At 63.4% G+C, this 17,331-nt stretch carries 13 protein-coding genes; 6 read left to right on the forward strand and 7 right to left on the reverse strand.

Annotated elements, in window-relative coordinates; translation table 11 throughout:
* Positions 1–21: 21 nt before the first annotated feature.
* From lpdA to lipA, 5 genes are all read right to left on the reverse strand, one after another.
* The gene (lpdA, locus tag ACH9L7_RS13465) at positions 22–1,449 is read right to left on the reverse strand and encodes a dihydrolipoyl dehydrogenase (RefSeq protein WP_396611210.1); all 1,428 of its coding nucleotides are present in this window, start codon (positions 1,447–1,449) and stop codon (positions 22–24) included.
* Positions 1,449–2,945: a dihydrolipoamide acetyltransferase family protein gene (locus ACH9L7_RS13470; RefSeq protein ID WP_396611211.1), complete on the reverse strand. Its 1,497-nt coding sequence runs from the start codon at positions 2,943–2,945 to the stop codon at positions 1,449–1,451. Before ACH9L7_RS13470 ends, lpdA begins: the two co-directional genes overlap by 1 nt.
* Positions 2,946–2,948: 3 nt before the next feature.
* Positions 2,949–3,932 (reverse strand): alpha-ketoacid dehydrogenase subunit beta, encoded by a 984-nt coding sequence (locus tag ACH9L7_RS13475; RefSeq protein ID WP_396611212.1) that lies wholly within the window; start codon positions 3,930–3,932, stop codon positions 2,949–2,951.
* Positions 3,929–5,035 (reverse strand): pyruvate dehydrogenase (acetyl-transferring) E1 component subunit alpha, encoded by a 1,107-nt coding sequence (gene pdhA, locus ACH9L7_RS13480; protein WP_396611213.1) that lies wholly within the window; start codon positions 5,033–5,035, stop codon positions 3,929–3,931. Before pdhA ends, ACH9L7_RS13475 begins: the two co-directional genes overlap by 4 nt.
* A gap of 278 nt (positions 5,036–5,313) precedes the next feature.
* Positions 5,314–6,249: a lipoyl synthase gene (gene lipA / locus ACH9L7_RS13485; RefSeq protein ID WP_396611214.1), complete on the reverse strand. Its 936-nt coding sequence runs from the start codon at positions 6,247–6,249 to the stop codon at positions 5,314–5,316.
* Positions 6,250–6,830: 581 nt separating this feature from the next.
* On the opposite strand from lipA, the gene ACH9L7_RS13490 reads away from it, so the two are divergent.
* The 3 genes from ACH9L7_RS13490 to ACH9L7_RS13500 all read left to right on the forward strand — a co-directional run bounded on the left by ACH9L7_RS13490 (position 6,831) and on the right by ACH9L7_RS13500 (position 11,683).
* Entirely contained in the window at positions 6,831–9,170 is a 2,340-nt protein-coding gene (locus ACH9L7_RS13490; protein ID WP_396611215.1) for a DEAD/DEAH box helicase, read from the forward strand.
* Positions 9,171–9,356: 186 nt separating this feature from the next.
* A complete protein-coding gene (locus ACH9L7_RS13495; protein ID WP_396611216.1) occupies positions 9,357–10,700 on the forward strand; it encodes a DUF4157 domain-containing protein in 1,344 nt (447 codons plus the stop codon).
* Between the two features lie 2 nt (positions 10,701–10,702).
* Positions 10,703–11,683: a hypothetical protein gene (locus ACH9L7_RS13500; RefSeq protein ID WP_396611217.1), complete on the forward strand. Its 981-nt coding sequence runs from the start codon at positions 10,703–10,705 to the stop codon at positions 11,681–11,683.
* A gap of 233 nt (positions 11,684–11,916) precedes the next feature.
* Here ACH9L7_RS13500 and ACH9L7_RS13505 read toward each other — a convergent pair whose 3' ends face one another.
* Positions 11,917–12,567, reverse strand: a complete 651-nt coding sequence (locus tag ACH9L7_RS13505; protein WP_396611218.1) for an HAD family hydrolase — start codon at positions 12,565–12,567, stop codon at positions 11,917–11,919.
* 124 nt (positions 12,568–12,691) lie between these two features.
* Between ACH9L7_RS13505 and ACH9L7_RS13510 the strand changes: the two genes are divergently transcribed.
* The 3 genes from ACH9L7_RS13510 (at position 12,692) to ACH9L7_RS13520 (ending at position 16,184) form a co-directional block, all read left to right on the forward strand.
* Positions 12,692–13,423 (forward strand): DUF91 domain-containing protein, encoded by a 732-nt coding sequence (locus ACH9L7_RS13510; protein WP_396611219.1) that lies wholly within the window; start codon positions 12,692–12,694, stop codon positions 13,421–13,423.
* Positions 13,424–13,533: 110 nt separating this feature from the next.
* Positions 13,534–14,598 carry a tRNA-intron lyase gene (gene endA / locus ACH9L7_RS13515; RefSeq protein WP_396611220.1) on the forward strand — a complete coding sequence of 355 codons (1,065 nt, stop codon included), beginning with the start codon at positions 13,534–13,536 and terminating at the stop codon, positions 14,596–14,598.
* Complete coding sequence (locus ACH9L7_RS13520; protein ID WP_396611221.1) at positions 14,595–16,184, forward strand: tryptophan--tRNA ligase; 1,590 nt, start codon at positions 14,595–14,597, stop codon at positions 16,182–16,184. The genes endA and ACH9L7_RS13520 overlap by 4 nt, the downstream gene beginning before the upstream one ends.
* 32 nt (positions 16,185–16,216) lie before the next feature.
* On the opposite strand, the gene ACH9L7_RS13525 is transcribed toward ACH9L7_RS13520, so the two are convergent.
* The gene (locus tag ACH9L7_RS13525) at positions 16,217–17,224 is read right to left on the reverse strand and encodes an ornithine cyclodeaminase family protein (protein WP_396611222.1); all 1,008 of its coding nucleotides are present in this window, start codon (positions 17,222–17,224) and stop codon (positions 16,217–16,219) included.
* Positions 17,225–17,331: the final 107 nt, after the last annotated feature.

Raw genomic sequence — 17,331 nt, forward strand, 5'->3', positions numbered from 1 at the left:
AGCCGCTTTTCTTCGCTGAATCTACCGATTCAGCGTGTGAATCGCCTGCCCGAGCGCGTTTTCTGCGGCCTCCATGACCGCTTCGGCGAGCGTCGGGTGGGTGTGGATGGTCGAGGCGATGTCTTCGAGCGTCGCGCCCATCTCCACCGCGAGGGCGATTTCAGCGACGAGTTCGGACGCCTCGGGGCCGACGATTTGGGCACCGAGGACGAACCCGGAGTCCTCGTCGGCGACGATGCGGACGAACCCGTTCGCGTGGCCCGTGGTGAGTGCACGACCGGACGCGCGGAAGGGCATCTGGCCGACGACGGGGGTGAAACCAGCCTCTTCGGCCTCCGCTTCGGTCATGCCGACCGTGCCGATTTCGGGGTCGGTGAAGACGGCGGCCGGGACGGCCTGACTGTCGAAGGCGACGGGTTCGCCAGCGATGTGTTCGGCGGCGACGATACCTTCTTTGGAGGCGACGTGAGCGAGCATCGGCGTGTCGTCGACGATGTCACCGACGGCGTAGATGTGTTCCACGTCGGTCTGGCGGAAGTCGTCGACTTCGATGAAGCCGCGTTCGTTGGTCTCGATGCCAGCGTTTTCGAGCTCCATCGTATCGGTGACCGGCTCGCGGCCGACGGCGACGAGCACCTTGTCCGCGCGGTACTCGTTTTCTTCGCCGCCTTCCAGTTCGGTGGTGACGATGATGCCGTCGTCTTCTTCGCGCCAGCTACTCGCACCTTCGCCGAAGTGCATGTCGATGCCGAGGTCGTCGGCGCGCTGGCGGACGACGCGAGCAACGTCGGACTCGTAGCCCGGCAGGATGTCGTCGAGCATTTCGACGACGGTCACGTCGGAGCCGAGTTTGGCAAACGTCGTGGAGAGTTCCATGCCGATGTAGCCGCCGCCGACGACGACGAGGCGGTCCGGGATGGTGTCCGCCGCGAGGGCGTCGCGGGAGGACCACACGTGTTCGTCTTCGAACTCGAAGCCGGGAATCTGAATGACGCGCGACCCGGTGGCGATGATACAGTGTTCGAACTCGATGGTTTCGGAACCCTGCCCTTCGCCGCCGTGGGCGATGCGGACGGCGTTTTCGTCTTTGAACCGGGCGGTTCCCTCGACGAGGTTGACGCCGTTTGCCTTACACAGCTTTTCGACGCCGCCGGTGAGTTGGTCCACGACGCCGTCCTTCCAGTCGCGCAGTTGCGACATGTCGACGACGGGGTCGGCGTGGATACCCATCTCCTCGGCGTGCCCCGCCTCGTGGGCGAGGTTGGAACTCGTGATGAGTGCCTTCGAGGGGATACACCCGTAGTTCAGGCAGGTCCCGCCGTAGGCGTCGCGCTCGACGAGCGTGGTGTCGAGCCCCTGTTGTGCGGCGCGGATGGCGGCCACGTAGCCGCCCGGTCCGGCACCGATGACCAGTACGTCGGTTCCGGTCGCGATATCTCCAACGACCATTATTCGAGCACCAACAGCTTGGGGTCTTCGAGCAGTTCCTTCACGCGGTTCGTAAAGCGCGCACCCTGTGCGCCGTCAACGATGCGGTGGTCGAACGAGAGCGAGAGCGTGAGCACCTTTCGTGGCACGATTTCACCGTCAATCACCCGTGGCTTATCCTTGATGGCTCCGAGCGCGAGAATTGCCACTTCGGGGTAGTTGATGATTGGCGTGGCGTACTCGCCGCCGATGCCACCGATGTTGGTGATGGTGAAGGTGCCGCCGCGCATCTCGCTGGGCGAAATCTTGCGGTTGCGGGCCTTCTCGACGAGTTCGTTCATCTCGTCGGCGATGTCGAGCATGCCCTTGCGGTCCGCCTCGTGGACGACCGGAACCATGAGTCCGGCGTCCGTCGCGGCGGCCACGCCGATGTTGTATTCGTCGCGGAGGACGATTTCCTCGTTCTCCTCGTCGAGTTGCGAGTTCATGTACGGGAAGTCCTTCAGCGCCGCGATGACCGCCTTCATCACGAACGGCATGTAGGTGAGCTTCGTGTCGCGGTCCGCGGCGACAGGCTTGAGTTGCTCTCGCAGTTCGACGAGTTCCGTCACGTCCACCTCGTCGTGGTGGGTGACGTGCGGCGCGGTGTACTTCGAGCGCTGCATCTGGTCGGCGATGGCCTTACGGACGCCCTTGAAGGGGACGCGCTCGCCAGCGACGGGACCGGTCTCGGCTGTCGCGGTACCCGCCTCGGGCTCGGCGGAGACTGCCTGTGCGTCTGCGGCCTGCGCCTGCTGTTGCGCTTGCGCGTACTCTTGGACGGCTTCGGGGGAGACGAACGCCTGCCCGTCGCGCGTCTCCGACGCGGGGACGGCGTTGATGTCGATGCCTTCCTCCTGCGCCAGCGCGCGGGTCGCGGGTGCGGCGAGCGTCTTCTCGCGGTCGGCGCTCTCGGTCGTCACAGCCGCGCTGTCGGTGGTCTGCACCGACGCTTGGCCGTTGTCGATGGACCCCGCACTGTCGGCGGTCTCTGCCGCTTCGGTCGATGCTTCGGCACCGGACTCGGCTGCTGCTCGCACGTCGGTTTCGGTCACACGGCCGCTCGGGCCGGAGCCATCGACGGTCGAGAGGTCGACGCCGAGTTCGCGGGCGAGACGCCGGACGCTCGGCGGTGCGAACACGCGGCCGCCAGCGTCGCCTTCAGATTCTGCTTCGGCGGATTCGTCGGTGTCTGCCTCGGCCTCGGTTTCGGCCGTTTCCTCGACTTCGCCGTCGTCACCGACCTGAATGGTGATGATGACGTTGCCGACGGGAACCATCTCGCCTTCCTCGGCGAGCAGTTCCTTGACCGTCCCGTTGAACGGGGACGGCACGTCGACGAGTGCCTTGTCGGTCTCGACTTCGGCGAGCACCTGGTCTTCGGTTACTTCGTCTCCGGGAGAGACGTGCCACGTTACGAGTTCGCCTTCTGCGACGCCTTCGCCAACGTCGGGGAGTTTGAATTCTTCGAGGGGCATTGGTTAGAAGTTCACAGTTTCGCGGATGCCTTCTTCGACGCGGGCCACGGACGGGAGGTAGTAGTCCTCCAGTGCGTACAGCGGGTACGGAACGTCGTAGCCTGCGACGCGCTTTACGGGTGCTTCCTGGTAGAGAAGCGCTTCTTCCTGAACCGTCGCCGTAATCTCGGCTCCGAGACCACCGTTCTTGGGTGCCTCGTGGACGGCGACCGCACGGCCGGTCTTCTTGAACGACTCGACGATGGCCTCGCGGTCGAGCGGCGAGATGGTCCGCATGTCGACGACTTCGGCGTCGATGCCCTCTTCGGTGAGGTTCTCGGCCGCTTCGAGCGTCGGCCGAGTCATCGCACCGTAGGTGAACACCGACACGTCGGTCCCTTCTCTGCGGACGGCGGCCTCGCCGATGGGGACGGTGTAGTCCTCTTCGGGAACGTCACCGCGGAAGGCGCGGTAGATGAGTTTGGGTTCGAGGAAGATGACCGGGTCGGGGTCGCGAATCGCGGAGATGAGAAGTCCCTTCGTGTCGTACGGGGTCGAGGGGATGACGACCTTCAGCCCCGCCTCGTGCGCGTAGAACATCTCCTTCGATTCGGAGTGCGACTCGGGCGCGCGGATGCCGCCGCCGTAGGGGGCGCGCAGCACCATCGGGAGTGTGTAGCGCCCGCGAGTACGCGTGCGGAACCGCGACATGTGGCTGATAATCTGGTCGTAGCCGGGGTACATGAAGCCGGAGAACTGAATCTCGGGGATGGGCTTGAGACCCATCGCGGCCATGCCGACGGCCGTTCCGATGATGCCGGATTCGGCAAGCGGCGTGTCGATGACGCGGTTGTCGCCGAACTCTTCCCAGAGGCCCTCGGTCGCGCGGAAGACGCCGCCGTTCTTGCCAACGTCTTCGCCCATGACGAGCACCTCGTCGTCATGTTGCATTTCGGTGTAGAGACCGTCCCGTACTGCCTGTACGATAGTAAGGTTCTGTTCCGTCATTCTCGGAGGAATCCTTCGTCGCCGAACTTCTCGTGGAGTGCTTCGAACTCCTCGTACTGTGCTCGGACTTCGGGCGTCATCTCGTCGTACGCGTACTCGAACATCGCGCTCGGGTCCGGACGCGGGTCGGACTCGGCCGCCTCGATGGCGTCTGCCACCTGCTCTTTGACGCTCGCCTCGATGGCGTCGACCGCCTCGTCGTCGAGGCGGCCCGTCTCGCGGAGGAACGCCTCGAGGCGCGGAATCGGGTCCTTCGCCTTCCACTTCTCGACTTCCTCGTCGTCACGGTAGACTGTCGGGTCGTCGGCGGTGGTGTGCGCACCGAAGCGGTACTGGACCGCCTCGATGAGCGTCGGCCGACATTCGCCTTCCTGCGGGTTCTTGGCCTTGTCCAGCGCCGCCTGCGTCACTGCGTAGACCGCGAGCGGGTCCATACCGTCGACTTGAATCCCGTCGATGCCGTAGGCGACCGCCTTCTGTGCGAGGGTCTCGGACGCCGTCTGCCGCTCGCGCGGGACGGAAATCGCCCACTGGTTGTTGTTACAGAAGAAGACGTTCGGCGTGTCGAAGACGCCTGCAAAGTTCAGTCCCTCGTGGAAGTCTCCCTCGGAGGTCGCACCGTCACCGAAGTAACACATGACGGCCTTGTCGGCCTCGCCACGGAGTTTGAGCGCCCAGCCAGCGCCCGTTGCGTGGGGAATCTGCGACGCGATGGGAACCGCGGGCGGGAAGATGTTCGCGCCCTCGGGCATCTTGTTGCCCTTCTCGTGGCCCATCCAGTAGAGCAACGTCTGTTTCAGCGGGAGTCCCCGAACCAGCGCAGCGCCGTGTTCACGGTAACTCGGGACCATCCAGTCGTCTTCGGCGAGTGCAACGGCACTGCCGATTTGGGCACCTTCCTGCCCAGACAGGGGTGGATACGTTCCCATCCGGCCCTGTCGCTGGAGGCTCACCGCCCGCGTGTCGAAGTGGCGGGCGAGTCGCATGTAGCGATACATCTCGACCATCGTCTCGTCATCGATGTCGGGTACATCGCCAACGACGGAGCCGTCCTCGTCGAGGACTCGTACCTGGTCCTGTGGGTCGCGTTGAAGTACGCTCACGGGAGAACCCTCCTGTTCATAGAAAAATCGACACCCGCCGCCGTTATATTGTTTTCGTATATAATTTACTTTGGCTCGGATTATTGCGATTGTGGTCGTGCTATGTCAACTCACGCGCGAGAAAATTGGACATCTTGGCTTCTAAACGATTCTTCCTGAAGGTCGTTAGCGTGAACGCGCACATCTCCGAGGAATAATCGGAAATATCCAGAAAATGCCACGAGTACGCCGGCACGCGTGGAGCGAACTTCGCTGCCGAAATTATTTTCGAGTGACAGTTACTGGCCAGCAGCGGCACGTGCCGCCTGCCGGGCCTCTTCGACGGACGACCCCTCACGGAGGAGGGCATCGACGAACAGTTCGCCCGCCTTGTACGACGACCGAACCATCGGGCCAGACGCGCAGTAGAGGAAGCCAAGTTCGTCTTCTGCGACCTGCCGCCACGTGTCGAACACGTCGGGGTGGACGTACTCGAACACGTCGAGGTGCGTCCGCGACGGTTGGAGGTACTGGCCGAAGGTGACGATATCCACGTCGGCCTCGCGGAGGTCAGACAGCGTCTGGTAGACCTCGTGGTCGTACTCGCCGAGACCGAGCATGATGGAGGTCTTCGTGTGGATGTCCGACCCGTCTGTGACCTGCTGGAGGACCGACAGCGACTGCTCGTACCCGGCGCGACGGTCCCGAACCGGCCACTGGAGTCGTTCGACCGTCTCGATGTTGTGGGCGATAACGTCCGGTCCGGCATCGATAATCTTCCGAACGTGTTCCGGTTCGCCCTGAAAGTCAGGAATCAACACTTCGACGAGAATCCCGGGGTCGCGGCGCTTTATCTCGCGAATCGTCTCCGCGAAGTGACTCGACCCCTGGTCCGGCAGGTCGTCGCGGTCTACGGAGGTCAACACCACGTAGTCGAGGCCGATTTCGGCGACTGCGTCGGCCACGTTCGCCGGTTCGTCCGGGTCGAGAGGTTCCATCCCACCCGTGGTCACGTCACAGAAGTTGCATCCGCGAGAGCACCGGTCACCCATGAGCATGAACGTCGCCGTGCCCGGCCCGTCGCGTCCACTCCAGCACTCGCCGAGGTTCGGACAGTTCGCTTCCTCACAGACCGTGTTGAGGTTTCGGTCGCGGAGCGTGGCTTTGATGTCGGTGAAGCGCCGGCCCGAGGGAGGCCGCATCTTCAACCAATCGGGCTTCCGCCTCGTGCGCATGCCCACTTCTTTCGCGCCCCCCGGCAAAAACGTGAGGATTACCTCGTCGTCACCGAGTCGTCACGAGCATTTCACATCCATGTGCTGTGCTACCACACCTTTCGAATAACCGTGCAAACGACCATCACAGTAACGAAAAAGTAAACGTTCGGCTCAAATTCATCACGACTTTCGACCATAGTGCATGTACAACCGTGCTAGATGTATCACTAGACTGAAAAACTTATATTCGAGTAAATATTTTGGAGTAGTATGAACTGGAAACACCGACGCGACCTGTCGAAGGCCGAATCGAAGAAGCACGAGGCCACCGCGGGTACGAAGTGGTCGTTCATCGCCGCCCTTACCGTCGCCGCGTAAGACGGCCATCGGCTGGCTTCGACCCTGAATAGTCCCCCGTACCACCCCACGCAGCACTCCGGTCCCGCACCCTCCGCTGCGCTGAATTATTCTTTCGTACCAACTCACCGAGCGTCGCCGCTAGATGGAGAAACGCCTTTCCCCCCGGACGACTCGGCTTCCTGTATGACCCTCGTCTCCGTCTCGCTTTCGTCGTCGCCCCATCCGTGGAGGTGCATCCCGTGAAGGTCGTCGAAGCGGTTCCAGAATTCGCCGACGCCTTCGGGTTCGAGGAGTTCAACCGGATGCAACGCGAGGCGCTCCCGGCTATTCTGGAAACCGACCACAACGTCGTCGCCTCCGCGCCCACGGCCAGCGGGAAGACGGCACTCGCCGAACTCGCCATCTGTCGCACGCTCCGCGACGAGGGGACTGCGCTCTTCATCGCGCCCCTCCGCGCGTTGACGACCGAAAAGGAGTCCGAGTGGGAACGTTTCGAGGAACTGGGCTACTCTGTCTACGTCGTCACCGGCGAGCGCGACCTGAACCCGCGTCGCGCGGCGCGCGCGGACATCCTCGTCATGACGCCCGAGAAGACCGACTCCGCGACGCGCAAACACGACTCGGCGCGCTACTCCTTCATCACGGACGTGGATTGCGTCGTCATCGACGAGGTCCACTTGCTCGACTCCGAAACCCGCGGTGGCGTCCTCGAAGTCACTGTCTCGCGCATGCGTCGCATCTGCGACCCGCGAATTGTGGCGCTGTCGGCGACCATGCCGAATATCGACGACGTGGCGGCGTGGCTCGACGCGCCCGATGAGACAACCTTCGAGTTCGGTGACGACTACCGCCCGGTGGACCTCCACGCGGGCGTCAAGACCTACACCCACGGCGAGAACTCCTTCGCCGACAAGTATCGCCGTCTCTACCGGGCGTTCGACCTCGCGGAACCGCACATCCGCGACGACGGACAGGCCCTCGTGTTCGTCTCCTCGCGGCAGGACGCGGTCCGCGCGGCCGGGAAAGCCCGCGACGAACTCGCCAAACGCGACGTTCCAATCGGCGCGCGCGGCGACTACGACTTCCACAACGAGGCAAAGGAACTCGCCAACGACTCCCTCCGAAAGGGTGTCTTGGACGGCGTCGGCTTCCATCACGCCGGACTGTCGCGGGAGGACCGCGAGGCCGTCGAAGAATGGTTCAAGGAGGGAAAGATTCAGCTTCTGTTTTCCACCTCGACGCTCGCGTGGGGTGTGAACCTCCCCGCCCGGTGTGTCGTTATCCGCGACACGAAACACCACGACCCGCTCGAAGGCGAGGTCGATATCTCGCCGCTCGACATCCTTCAGATGCTCGGGCGCGCTGGTCGCCCCGGCTACGACGATGTCGGCTATGGCTGGGTCGTCTGCGACCACGCCGACCAGAACAAGTACCGCCGACTCCTCCGCGAGGGCAAGGAAATCGAGTCCCGACTCGCTGAAGACCTCGATTCACACCTCAATGCCGAAATCGCGATGGGAACCATCCGCGACCTCGACGACGTGCTGTCGTGGTTGGAGACGACCTTCTACTACCGCCGGGCGCAGTCGAACCCGAGCGCCTACGACTTCGAGGACCTTCGCTCGCGCGTCCGCGACGTTCTCGACCGACTGGTGACCCGCGGATTCGTCGAGATGAACGACGACCTCGCAATCGACGCGACGCCCCTCGGCAGACTCACCTCGAAATACTACCTTCGTCTCGGGACCGCGACCCGATTCGCCGAAGTCGCGAACCGCGACCGAATCACGGCCGACGACATCCTCGAAGCGGTCGCCGGGGCCGCCGACTTCCGGCAGGTGTCTGCCCGCCAGTCGGAAGTGGACGCCATCGACTCGGTTCTCACGGGCGTCTCGACCTCACTCGACGGCGGTCCCCGGAAGGTTCTCGCCATCCTCCACGCCGGGATGGCCAATTCGACGCCGAGCGAACTCCGAAGCGACGCGTGGGTCATCCGCCAGAACGCGCTTCGTCTCCTCTCGGCGCTCCGCGAATTCCTCGACACCTTCGCCGACGCCCGCGCCGCCAACCTCGCCCGTCGCGTCGAGGCCCGGGTCGACCACGGCGTCAGCGGCGAGGCTGCTGCCCTGACCGCCGTCGATGGAATCGGCCCCCGACGCGCCAGAAAACTCGCAACCGGCGGCCTCGCATCCCCGACCGACGTGGTTGATGCCGGTGTGAAGGAACTCACTCGCGCAGGTCTCTCACAGGGTGTCGCAGAGCGCGTCGTCAAGAGCGCGAAGAACCTCCCCGCGCCGGAAATCGACTGGGGCGCGTTCCCCACCACGGTCACTCGCGGCGAAAGCGACATGCACGAGATTCGCGTCACGAACACCAGTGGCGGCGGGAAAGTCGGTATCCGCGTCACGGTCAACAGCGTCGAGATGTCCGAAAAAGAGTGCTACCTCACGGACGAAGTGGCCGTCCCGGTGGGCGTCTTCGGCGCGACTGACGACGAACTCGAATTTGCCGTCGAAGTCACGTTCCCCGACCTGCCGCTGCTTCCGATTCGGGAGACGCGGACGGTTCGTGTGGAGTAGGCGTCAGGTTATCCCACTGTCTTGGTTGACCTCTCTGGATGGCTCGCTAGTCGCGTGGAACGCCACGTACACCAGACGACTCTCACCGACTTGATGTGTCTCATCACTATCTCTCTGAGAGATATATTTTAAGGTTTCATTCAAGCAACAAACAATATATGGGATGGATGTCAAGTCAATGTTAAGATGGGATTTCGCTCTGCGAAAGAGAAGACGAGCGAGGGCCAACGGTCCTCGACCGTCCCGTCGATTCAGGAGTTGACAGGTGGGTCCGACCGTAGTCAGCGCGGCGGTGGGTCGTCGACGGCACAGGGTTCTGCGGCTCAGTTCGGTCTGGAGCTGTATCGTCCCGGGATGGACGTTCAGATTCAACGCCTCGTCGAGAGCCACGGTGCGAGCCAAGTGCGGCAGTGGGCTGACGAAGGCATGACCGTGGATACGATGGGCAAACCGCGGGACATGCGCCAGTTCCGCGAGCGCCAGCAGGACCGCTCTGCTGAGATTCCGAAGGATATCGAGCGCCGGAACGCCAAGTCGGTCCAGCGCAGTCGCAATGCGCACCACGAAGCGTCCAAAGCCGGTGACGCGCAGGTTCCCGATTCGGTTCGGGACGTGATTTCGTCGCCCGGTCAGCAGCTCGACACCTCGATTCAGCGCGCGATGGAAGGGCGCATGGGCGACAATCTGGGCGATGTTCGCATTCACACCGGCCCAACGGCTGCGAAAGCGTGCGAAGACATCAACGCCCGGGCGTTCACGGTGGGTAACCATATCGCGTTCAACCACGGCGAGTACGACCCAAGTTCAGCAGAGGGACAGCACGTCCTGGCTCACGAGCTTGCGCACGTTCGCCAGCAGACCGGTGGGGTGGTGTCGATGCTGCCGCAAGAGGGCGAACTGGAAATCGACCCGGACCCGCGCTTAGAGCGTGAAGCCGAGGAGACTGCCGAGCGCGTGATGCGCGGCGGTGAACTCGGTATCTTCCGGATGCAGCACTCCGACGTGCACGTTCAGCGGATGGCCACAAACAGTGACGGGAACTGGCTCGGCTACGATGTCGGCCCGTTTAATTCCGGCGGCTCGAAGGACGACGAAGACAAGATATCGTCTGACCCAGAGGTGTTAGCCACGGAAGTCAAGCAAATCAACGAGCGACTGACCGCTGTCGAAGAGACCGTCAACAGTAGTGAGTCGACAGCGTCGGCCATTGGAAAGGCGGCGGTACAAGGGACAGTCGGTACCGTTGGTGGGTTACTCGGAGCCGTCGCAGGCTCATCGTTCATGCCCGGTATCGGTACAATCGGTGGCGCTGTCGTTGGCCAAGAAGTAGCCAAAGGTGTTGCTGGCGACGTAACCAAGTCGCTCACCGGCAAAGCCTACGACAAAGGTTCTGCGGTCGCCTCAGAGAAAATGGGTGCGGCCAAAGAGTATATCGAGAACCTCATCGACGAGAAACTGGACGCTGTGTTCGGGGACTCTGAGACCGGCACTGAACTTGAAGGCAAGGCACAGAGCAGAGGAGACCGATAGCTATGGATGGGCTAATTACTGGAGAAGGAGATGGCATCGTAGGCCTCAGTGTCATTGACAACAATGACGTTGAGCACTTGATCGAGCTGAATCATAGTGGTGAAATCACAGGTCACCAACAAGACGGCTACCCAGACAAGCCAGCAAAACGCACGCTCGAAGGCAACGAGCATGTCGAACAGGCCCGGGCGTTTGCACGATACTACGTGTCTGCAACCCGTGGGTACGAAACAGTCTCACCATCGAACAACCCCGTTCGAATCAACGCTGTCCGACTTGCTATTCAAGCCCTTGCTGATGAAGAATTCGAGTCGCTGTTCGGCGACCTGTACCAGCAGATGCGCAGCTATCACGACGAGACAGCGCGCGCTATCCAGATTCCAGCCGATGCACCCGGCCCAAACAGCGTGCTGTATCGGCAGGATGTCTACCTCGGTGTCGATCCCACTGAGACCGAACTGAAAGAAGCAGCCGTAACCCTCGCAGCCTCCCATGGAATCACTCTCGACGAGGATGCTATCAACGAGCAGGCCGTGAGTTCGCTCTCGACAGAAGCACTTGCCGACTGGCAATCGTTCGGGAGCGACCTCGCCGACCTCGCTTCTGAGAAGGAAGCTGACCTTACTGATGGGTTGTACGTCGATGCGGTCTCGTCTCTGTACGCCTCGTACGTCGACGATGGCGAATACGTCGTCACCGAGCCCGACGACTCGCCATTCGAGCGCGAGCCAGACACGCACATTGAGCTTCCGCCAGTCGACCCGGGGCCACTCGACGAGTTCCGCGAGTTCCTCGACCACCACCTGAAGTGCCAAGTGCGAGATTGTTTCGTTCGAATGGGCGCCGAACCACCGGAACCATTCCGTGTCCTGGGAGCAGGACGGTTCGAAGCGACAGCCGCCTACAAACTCATGGATATCTATCCGGAGTATCACGACCCCGAAGAGCAGAGCTTACTCGGGAAGGTCCGAGACCTAGTGTAGTGGGCTAGGACAACTCACTGGCTGGCTGTTCCCTCAGTACCACGATTCATCGGATGTGGTCCACCGAGGTACACGTCCAACGGATGTCAGCAGATACCGATTGAATACTGTTGGAAGCGTCGCCCGGCGCACCCGAGGACTTCGGCTACGACACGTACCGACTCGCGTCGGCCGTGTCACCCTTCCTACGAGTCTCTCGCTCGTGGTCCGCTTCCTGTCGTTCACCGCCCGGTTCACTTCTCGCCGAGTAACACTGCCCGCAACGCTTCCGGCCCATCCACGATTTCGTCCGCCCGGGACAGGTCCAACTCGGCGTTTTGGTCGCCGCGGTAGGCGATGGTGTACGCACCCGACCGCACGGCCGCCTTGATGCCGTTCACAGAGTCTTCGACGACGACGCAGTCCTCGGGCGCGACGTCGAGTTTCTCGGCGGCCGTCTCGTAGATGTACGGTTCCGGTTTGCCGGGCTTGTCGATGTCGTCCGCAGAGAGCACGAGGTCGAGAGGGTCGAGGTCGAAGCGCTCGCGGACGGTCGAAATCCAGTCCTGCGGGGCCGACGAGACGATGGCGACCGTCGTGCCCGCGGCGCGAAGGTCGGAGAAGAGTTCTTCCGCGCCGTCCATCAGGACGACCTTCTCACCGTAGAGGTCGACCGCGTTCTCGTTGTACGCCTCGATGAACTCCTCTTTGGTGACGGTGGTCCCATACTCCGCGTCGAGGTAGTCGTAGATTCCACGGAAGCTCATCCCCGTGATTTCCTCGTGGGCAGGGTCGCCGGATTCGATGGCCTCGGCGAACACCCACTCGTCCTCGAAGGCGTGCCAGTACTGCTCGGAGTCGACCAACACACCGTCCATGTCGAACAGCACCACGTTCGCGTCCATACCTCGCCCTGTGGCGCGGCCGACCAAAGGCCTTCGTGCCGCGGCATGGCTCTGCGCCGCTGTCGTCATCACCCAAGAAGGTTCGCACGTAGGTTCAAATCCGAATCCGGGACCACCGCCGCGCATGGAATCCATCCGGGTCTTCGCCGGTGACTGTACCGTCCACTTCGAGGGGTCGCGCGAGCGCACGCAGCGCGGCCGCGTCGTCGTCGTGACCAAACCCGACCGAACCGTCCTCGTCCACGACGCCTCCGGGTACCAGCCCGTCGCATGGCTGACCCGCGCCGACTCGCTCACGGTCGAATCCGGGCCGGGGTCGTTCGGTCTCGTCGCCCGCGCGGGCGAACAAGTCCTCACAGTCGAGTCCCACGACGTAATCGGCCGACCCGAGTATCCCGCGAGCGAAGCGGGCGTGCCCGTGGGGACCCATCCGAGTACTGGTGAACCGCTCGTCCGAACCAGTGGTACAGTCACGGCCCTCGATTCGGGCGTCGAATTCTCGCTGCCCGCGGGTGCGACCGTCCGAGACGAGACGTGCGACGACTGCGGTCTTCCGTCGATGCGCGTCGAACGCGGGGCCGCCTTCGACATCTGTATCGACCGCCAGTGCGACCCGCTTGACGACCACGTAAAAGCGCGATTCGACGGCGAGTGGACCTGCCCGGACTGTGGGTCGCCGCTACGAATCATCCGCCGTGGCGGCCGACTGCTCGCCGGATGCGACGCCTATCCGGAGTGTGAGACGGCGTTTTCGCTCCCGGCGGGTGTCGTCGTCGGCGACTGCGAGTGTGATCTTCCAATATTCGAGACGGCCCGCGGGCGTCGGTGTCTGGATTCGACGTGCGAGTTCGCATGACTGGGGACCCGCGTCGCCGCCCGTGGTCCCGCCGATGGCGACATGGCCTTCCGCCCATCTCGGCCGCTCGCATCGCAGGCCCTTTGTCGTCGCCCGCCCCCGACTCGGGTATGCAAGGACGCCTCGAAGACGGTGTCGTCCACCTCCCGGGCGACGCCCGACAGCGGTTCTACGATTCACGGGGGTACGGGCGACCGACAGGTGGCAACGACCTCGATGTCGCGCCCGTCGAAGCCGCGCATCTCCTGTCCCGCGGTGACATCGACAGTGTGGACGGCATGGGCCTGCGCGACCTCCTCGCCCACACCGGCACCACGCTCGACTTCGTCGTGTACAAAGACCTCCGTGACCGGGGATTCTACCTCTCGCCTGCGCGTGAGGACTGGCCGGGCGTTGACGACCCGGCGGGCGCGGACTTCCTCGTCTACCCCCGCGGGAAGGGTCCGTGGGACGGTGACGTGGAGTATCGCGTCCGCGTCGTCGGCGAGCGCCAGCCGATTCCGGTCGATTCGCTCGGTGACGTCGCCGAGCAAAGCTCGGCGGCTCGCCGGACGGAGTCCGGCGGCGTGGTTCTCGCCATCGTCGACGAGGACGGCGACCTGACGTACTTCGACACCGAGGGCTACGCGCCCGAGGGGACGGCTTCCGAAGACCTCCCCGTGGACCTCGACGCCGACTTACTGTCGGACCGCGTGCTGGTCTCGACCGGCGTGGACCGCCTCTATCAGGGCGGCTTCTTCGGCCAGCGACTCTACGGACGCAACGCCGACAGCGGCCCGCTTCAACTCTCGCTCCTCGAAGCGGCCTCCCTCGCGCGACAGGGTGCACTCGATATCGACTCCGACGCAGTCGTCGAACGCGGCCGTGAAGTCGAAGGCGACCGATTCGACCGCCGTCTGGCGGTCTACACCGCGCTTCGAGAGGTCGGAACGGTCCCCAAGAGCGGGTTCAAATTCGGCTCCGACTTCCGCGTCTACACCGACTTCGAGACGGTGGACGACCTCTCGCACTCCGAGTTCCTCGTGCGCGTGGTCACGCCCGACCACACGTTCGTCCCGCGGGACCTCTCGTTGGACGTTCGTCTCGCTGGCGGTGTCCGCAAGCGAATGGTTTTTGCGCTAACCAGCGCCAAGGGAGAGATAGACTGGCTTTCGGTCAGTCGGCTTACGCCATGACACGAGACGAACCTGCGGAGCGAGTCCGCACCGACGGCGGCACAGCACAGGGAGCAGATGAAGTCGCTCTCGACCCGTGGGGCTCGTCGACCATCGCCGACTACCGGAAGTTGTTCGTGGAGTTCGGCATCGAGGAGTTCGACGAAGTTCTCGACGAGGTGCCGAACCCGCACTATCTGATGCGTCGCGGCGTCATCTTCGGCCACCGCGACTATCGTCCGGTCCTCGAAGCCATGCGTGACGGCGACGACTTTGCCGTCCTTTCGGGCTTCATGCCAACCGGCGACCCGCACATCGGCCACAAACTCGTCTTCGACGAGATAATCTGGCACCAACAGCAGGGTGGCGACGCGTATGGCCTCATTGCCGACCTGGAGGCTCATTCCGCCCGCGGCATCGACTGGGACGAAATCAACGAGCACAGCCGCGACTACCTGCTGTCGCTCATCGCGCTCGGCTTCGACGTGGAGGAGGGCGAACTCTACCGGCAGTCGGACAACGACCGCCTCCAGCGACTCGCGTTCGAACTCGGCGGGAAGGCTAACTTCTCCGAGTTCCAGTCCATCTACGGCTTCGACGGCGAGACCAACATCTCGCACATGCAGTCGGTCGTCACGCAGATGGCCGACATCCTCTACCCGCAGTTGGACGAGCCACAACCGACGGTCATCCCGGTCGGTCCCGACCAGGACCCCCACGTTCGGTTCGCCCGCGACCTGACGACCCGGATGCGATTCTTCAAGGTGACCGAGGCGTTCGCGAGTTTCGAACTCGACGACACCGAGCGACTGGTCGTCGCCGCCGCTTACGACGCCCGCGAGGAGTACGCAGAAGACCCCGACATGCCGCGGTGCGGCGAGGCGGCAGACTGGGTCGCCAACGCCAACCTCGAAGCGGAGGGCATCCTCGTGGACCAATCCGTCCGCGACTCGACGGTCCAGAAGTTGAAGAACGCCGGAATGGAACCGCTTCGCCCGCGCATCCGCTTTTTCGCGCGGCAGGCGACCGACGAGGCGTTCGAGGCGCTCATCGAGGAAATCGAGGGCGAAAAGCGCCGGTACGACCAGCACATCGACGCCTTCGACCTCGATGTTGCGGCGGCCGAAGAACTCGCCCGCGAGGTCGAAGCCCACCACGGCGGCTACGGCTTCATCCCGCCGTCGTCCATCTATCACCGCTTCATGACGGGCCTCACGGGCGGCAAGATGTCCTCGTCGATTCCGGCGAGTCACATCTCGCTGCTCGACGACCCCGAAGACGGCTACAACAAGGTCAAATCCGCCACGACCGGCGGCCGCGACACCGCCGAAGAGCAGCGCGAACTCGGCGGCGAGGCCGACAAATGTCCCGTCTACGAACTCTATGCGTACCTCCTCACGGGCGACGACGACGAGTTCGCCAAGAAGGTGTACGACGAGTGTGTCGGCGGCGAGCGCCTCTGCGGCGGGTGCAAAGAGCAGGCCGCGACGCTGATGCGCGAGTTCCTCGAAGACCATCAGGAAAAGCGCGAAGAGGCGAAAGAAGTCCTCGAATCGCTCGATATCGACGTAGAGACGGAGCGACGAGGGGTAGCAGCCGAGCATTAGCGAGGCGGCTACAGCCGTAGACCGACGGCTAACTACAACCCTACGTCCTCACCAATTTCCCGTTCCTGCGCCTTCTCGTAGAGATATTCCGCCGTCGCCGCGTCGAGAACCGCCGAGCCGACGCTCTCGACGATCAGAATCTCGTCGTCGCCGTCGCGACCGGCGTCGCCCTCGAACACCGCCGAGAGGGGAATGAGGTCGGACTCCGAGAGGCCCGCCTCGCGCACGTCGCCAATTTCGGCGACTTCCTCGGGGACGTCGGCGAAGACTCGCGCCGCCCGGTCGAACACTTCAGGGTCGAGTTCCTGCATCTCGCCGGTGTAGGCCCCGATGGCGACGACGAGCGTTCCGGGGTCGAGCCACTCGCCGGCGAAGACGGGTTCGACGCTGGTCGTCGCAGTAACGACGACGGTCGCCCCTGAGACCGCTTTTTTCGGCGTCGTGACCGCCTCGACGGGCAGCCCCTCGTCTCGGAGGTCGGCCGCGCACGCCTCACGGCTCTCTTTCGTCGGCGAGAAGATGCTGACCGATTCGACTTCGGACGCGGCGGCGATGGCACGGGTCTGCCAGCGGGATTGCGTTCCCGCGCCGATGACGCCGAGTCGAATCGGGTCCGAGGCGAGGTACTGTACGGCGAGTCCGCCGATGCATCCCGTTCGGGCGTTCGTCAGCGTCGTGCCATCGAGGAGTGAGAGGGGAAGCCCTGTCGTCGCGTCGGTCAGGATTACCTGTGCGTTCACAGTCGGCAGGCCGCGGTCGGTGTTCGCCGCGTGGACCGAGGCGAGTTTCGTCGCGTACGTCTCGTGGCCGTGGATGTACGCGGGCATGGTCAGGGCGGTTCCGAGCGGCGGGCGGTCGTCGTGTTTGACCGCGTCGGCGTCCCTGCCGCTGTCCATGTCGATGCCGACCGGAAAGTGCGGGCGCGGTGGTCGCTCTACCTCGCCGTGACCCTGTTTGATGAACGCCGCTTCGACCACGGGAAAGAGGTCTGCGAGCGAAAGCAGGTTGCCCACGTCGTCGGTCGAGAGGATGCGCACCATACATTAGCTACTCGTGGCAGCGGGGTGAACGTTTCGTGGGATGGTGACACTAGACGTGCTTTCCTGTGCCATGTGACAGACACACTCATGTTGGTGCACCAAATCAG

Origin of the sequence: Haloferax sp. S1W (assembly GCF_044593955.1) — an archaeon.
Classification (GTDB): Archaea; Halobacteriota; Halobacteria; order Halobacteriales; family Haloferacaceae; genus Haloferax.

Coding starts and splice junctions, on each gene's coding strand:
- lipA (WP_396611214.1), bottom strand. CDS start 6,249: ATGCGCACGAGGCGGAAGCCCGATTGGTTGAAGATGCGGCCTCCCTCG.
- ACH9L7_RS13495 (WP_396611216.1), top strand. CDS start 9,357: ATGGGATTTCGCTCTGCGAAAGAGAAGACGAGCGAGGGCCAACGGTCC.
- ACH9L7_RS13510 (WP_396611219.1), top strand. CDS start 12,692: ATGGAATCCATCCGGGTCTTCGCCGGTGACTGTACCGTCCACTTCGAG.
- lpdA (WP_396611210.1), bottom strand. CDS start 1,449: ATGGTCGTTGGAGATATCGCGACCGGAACCGACGTACTGGTCATCGGT.
- ACH9L7_RS13500 (WP_396611217.1), top strand. CDS start 10,703: ATGGATGGGCTAATTACTGGAGAAGGAGATGGCATCGTAGGCCTCAGT.
- ACH9L7_RS13470 (WP_396611211.1), bottom strand. CDS start 2,945: ATGCCCCTCGAAGAATTCAAACTCCCCGACGTTGGCGAAGGCGTCGCA.
- ACH9L7_RS13520 (WP_396611221.1), top strand. CDS start 14,595: ATGACACGAGACGAACCTGCGGAGCGAGTCCGCACCGACGGCGGCACA.
- ACH9L7_RS13505 (WP_396611218.1), bottom strand. CDS start 12,567: ATGGACGCGAACGTGGTGCTGTTCGACATGGACGGTGTGTTGGTCGAC.
- ACH9L7_RS13475 (WP_396611212.1), bottom strand. CDS start 3,932: ATGACGGAACAGAACCTTACTATCGTACAGGCAGTACGGGACGGTCTC.
- endA (WP_396611220.1), top strand. CDS start 13,534: ATGCAAGGACGCCTCGAAGACGGTGTCGTCCACCTCCCGGGCGACGCC.
- ACH9L7_RS13525 (WP_396611222.1), bottom strand. CDS start 17,224: ATGGTGCGCATCCTCTCGACCGACGACGTGGGCAACCTGCTTTCGCTC.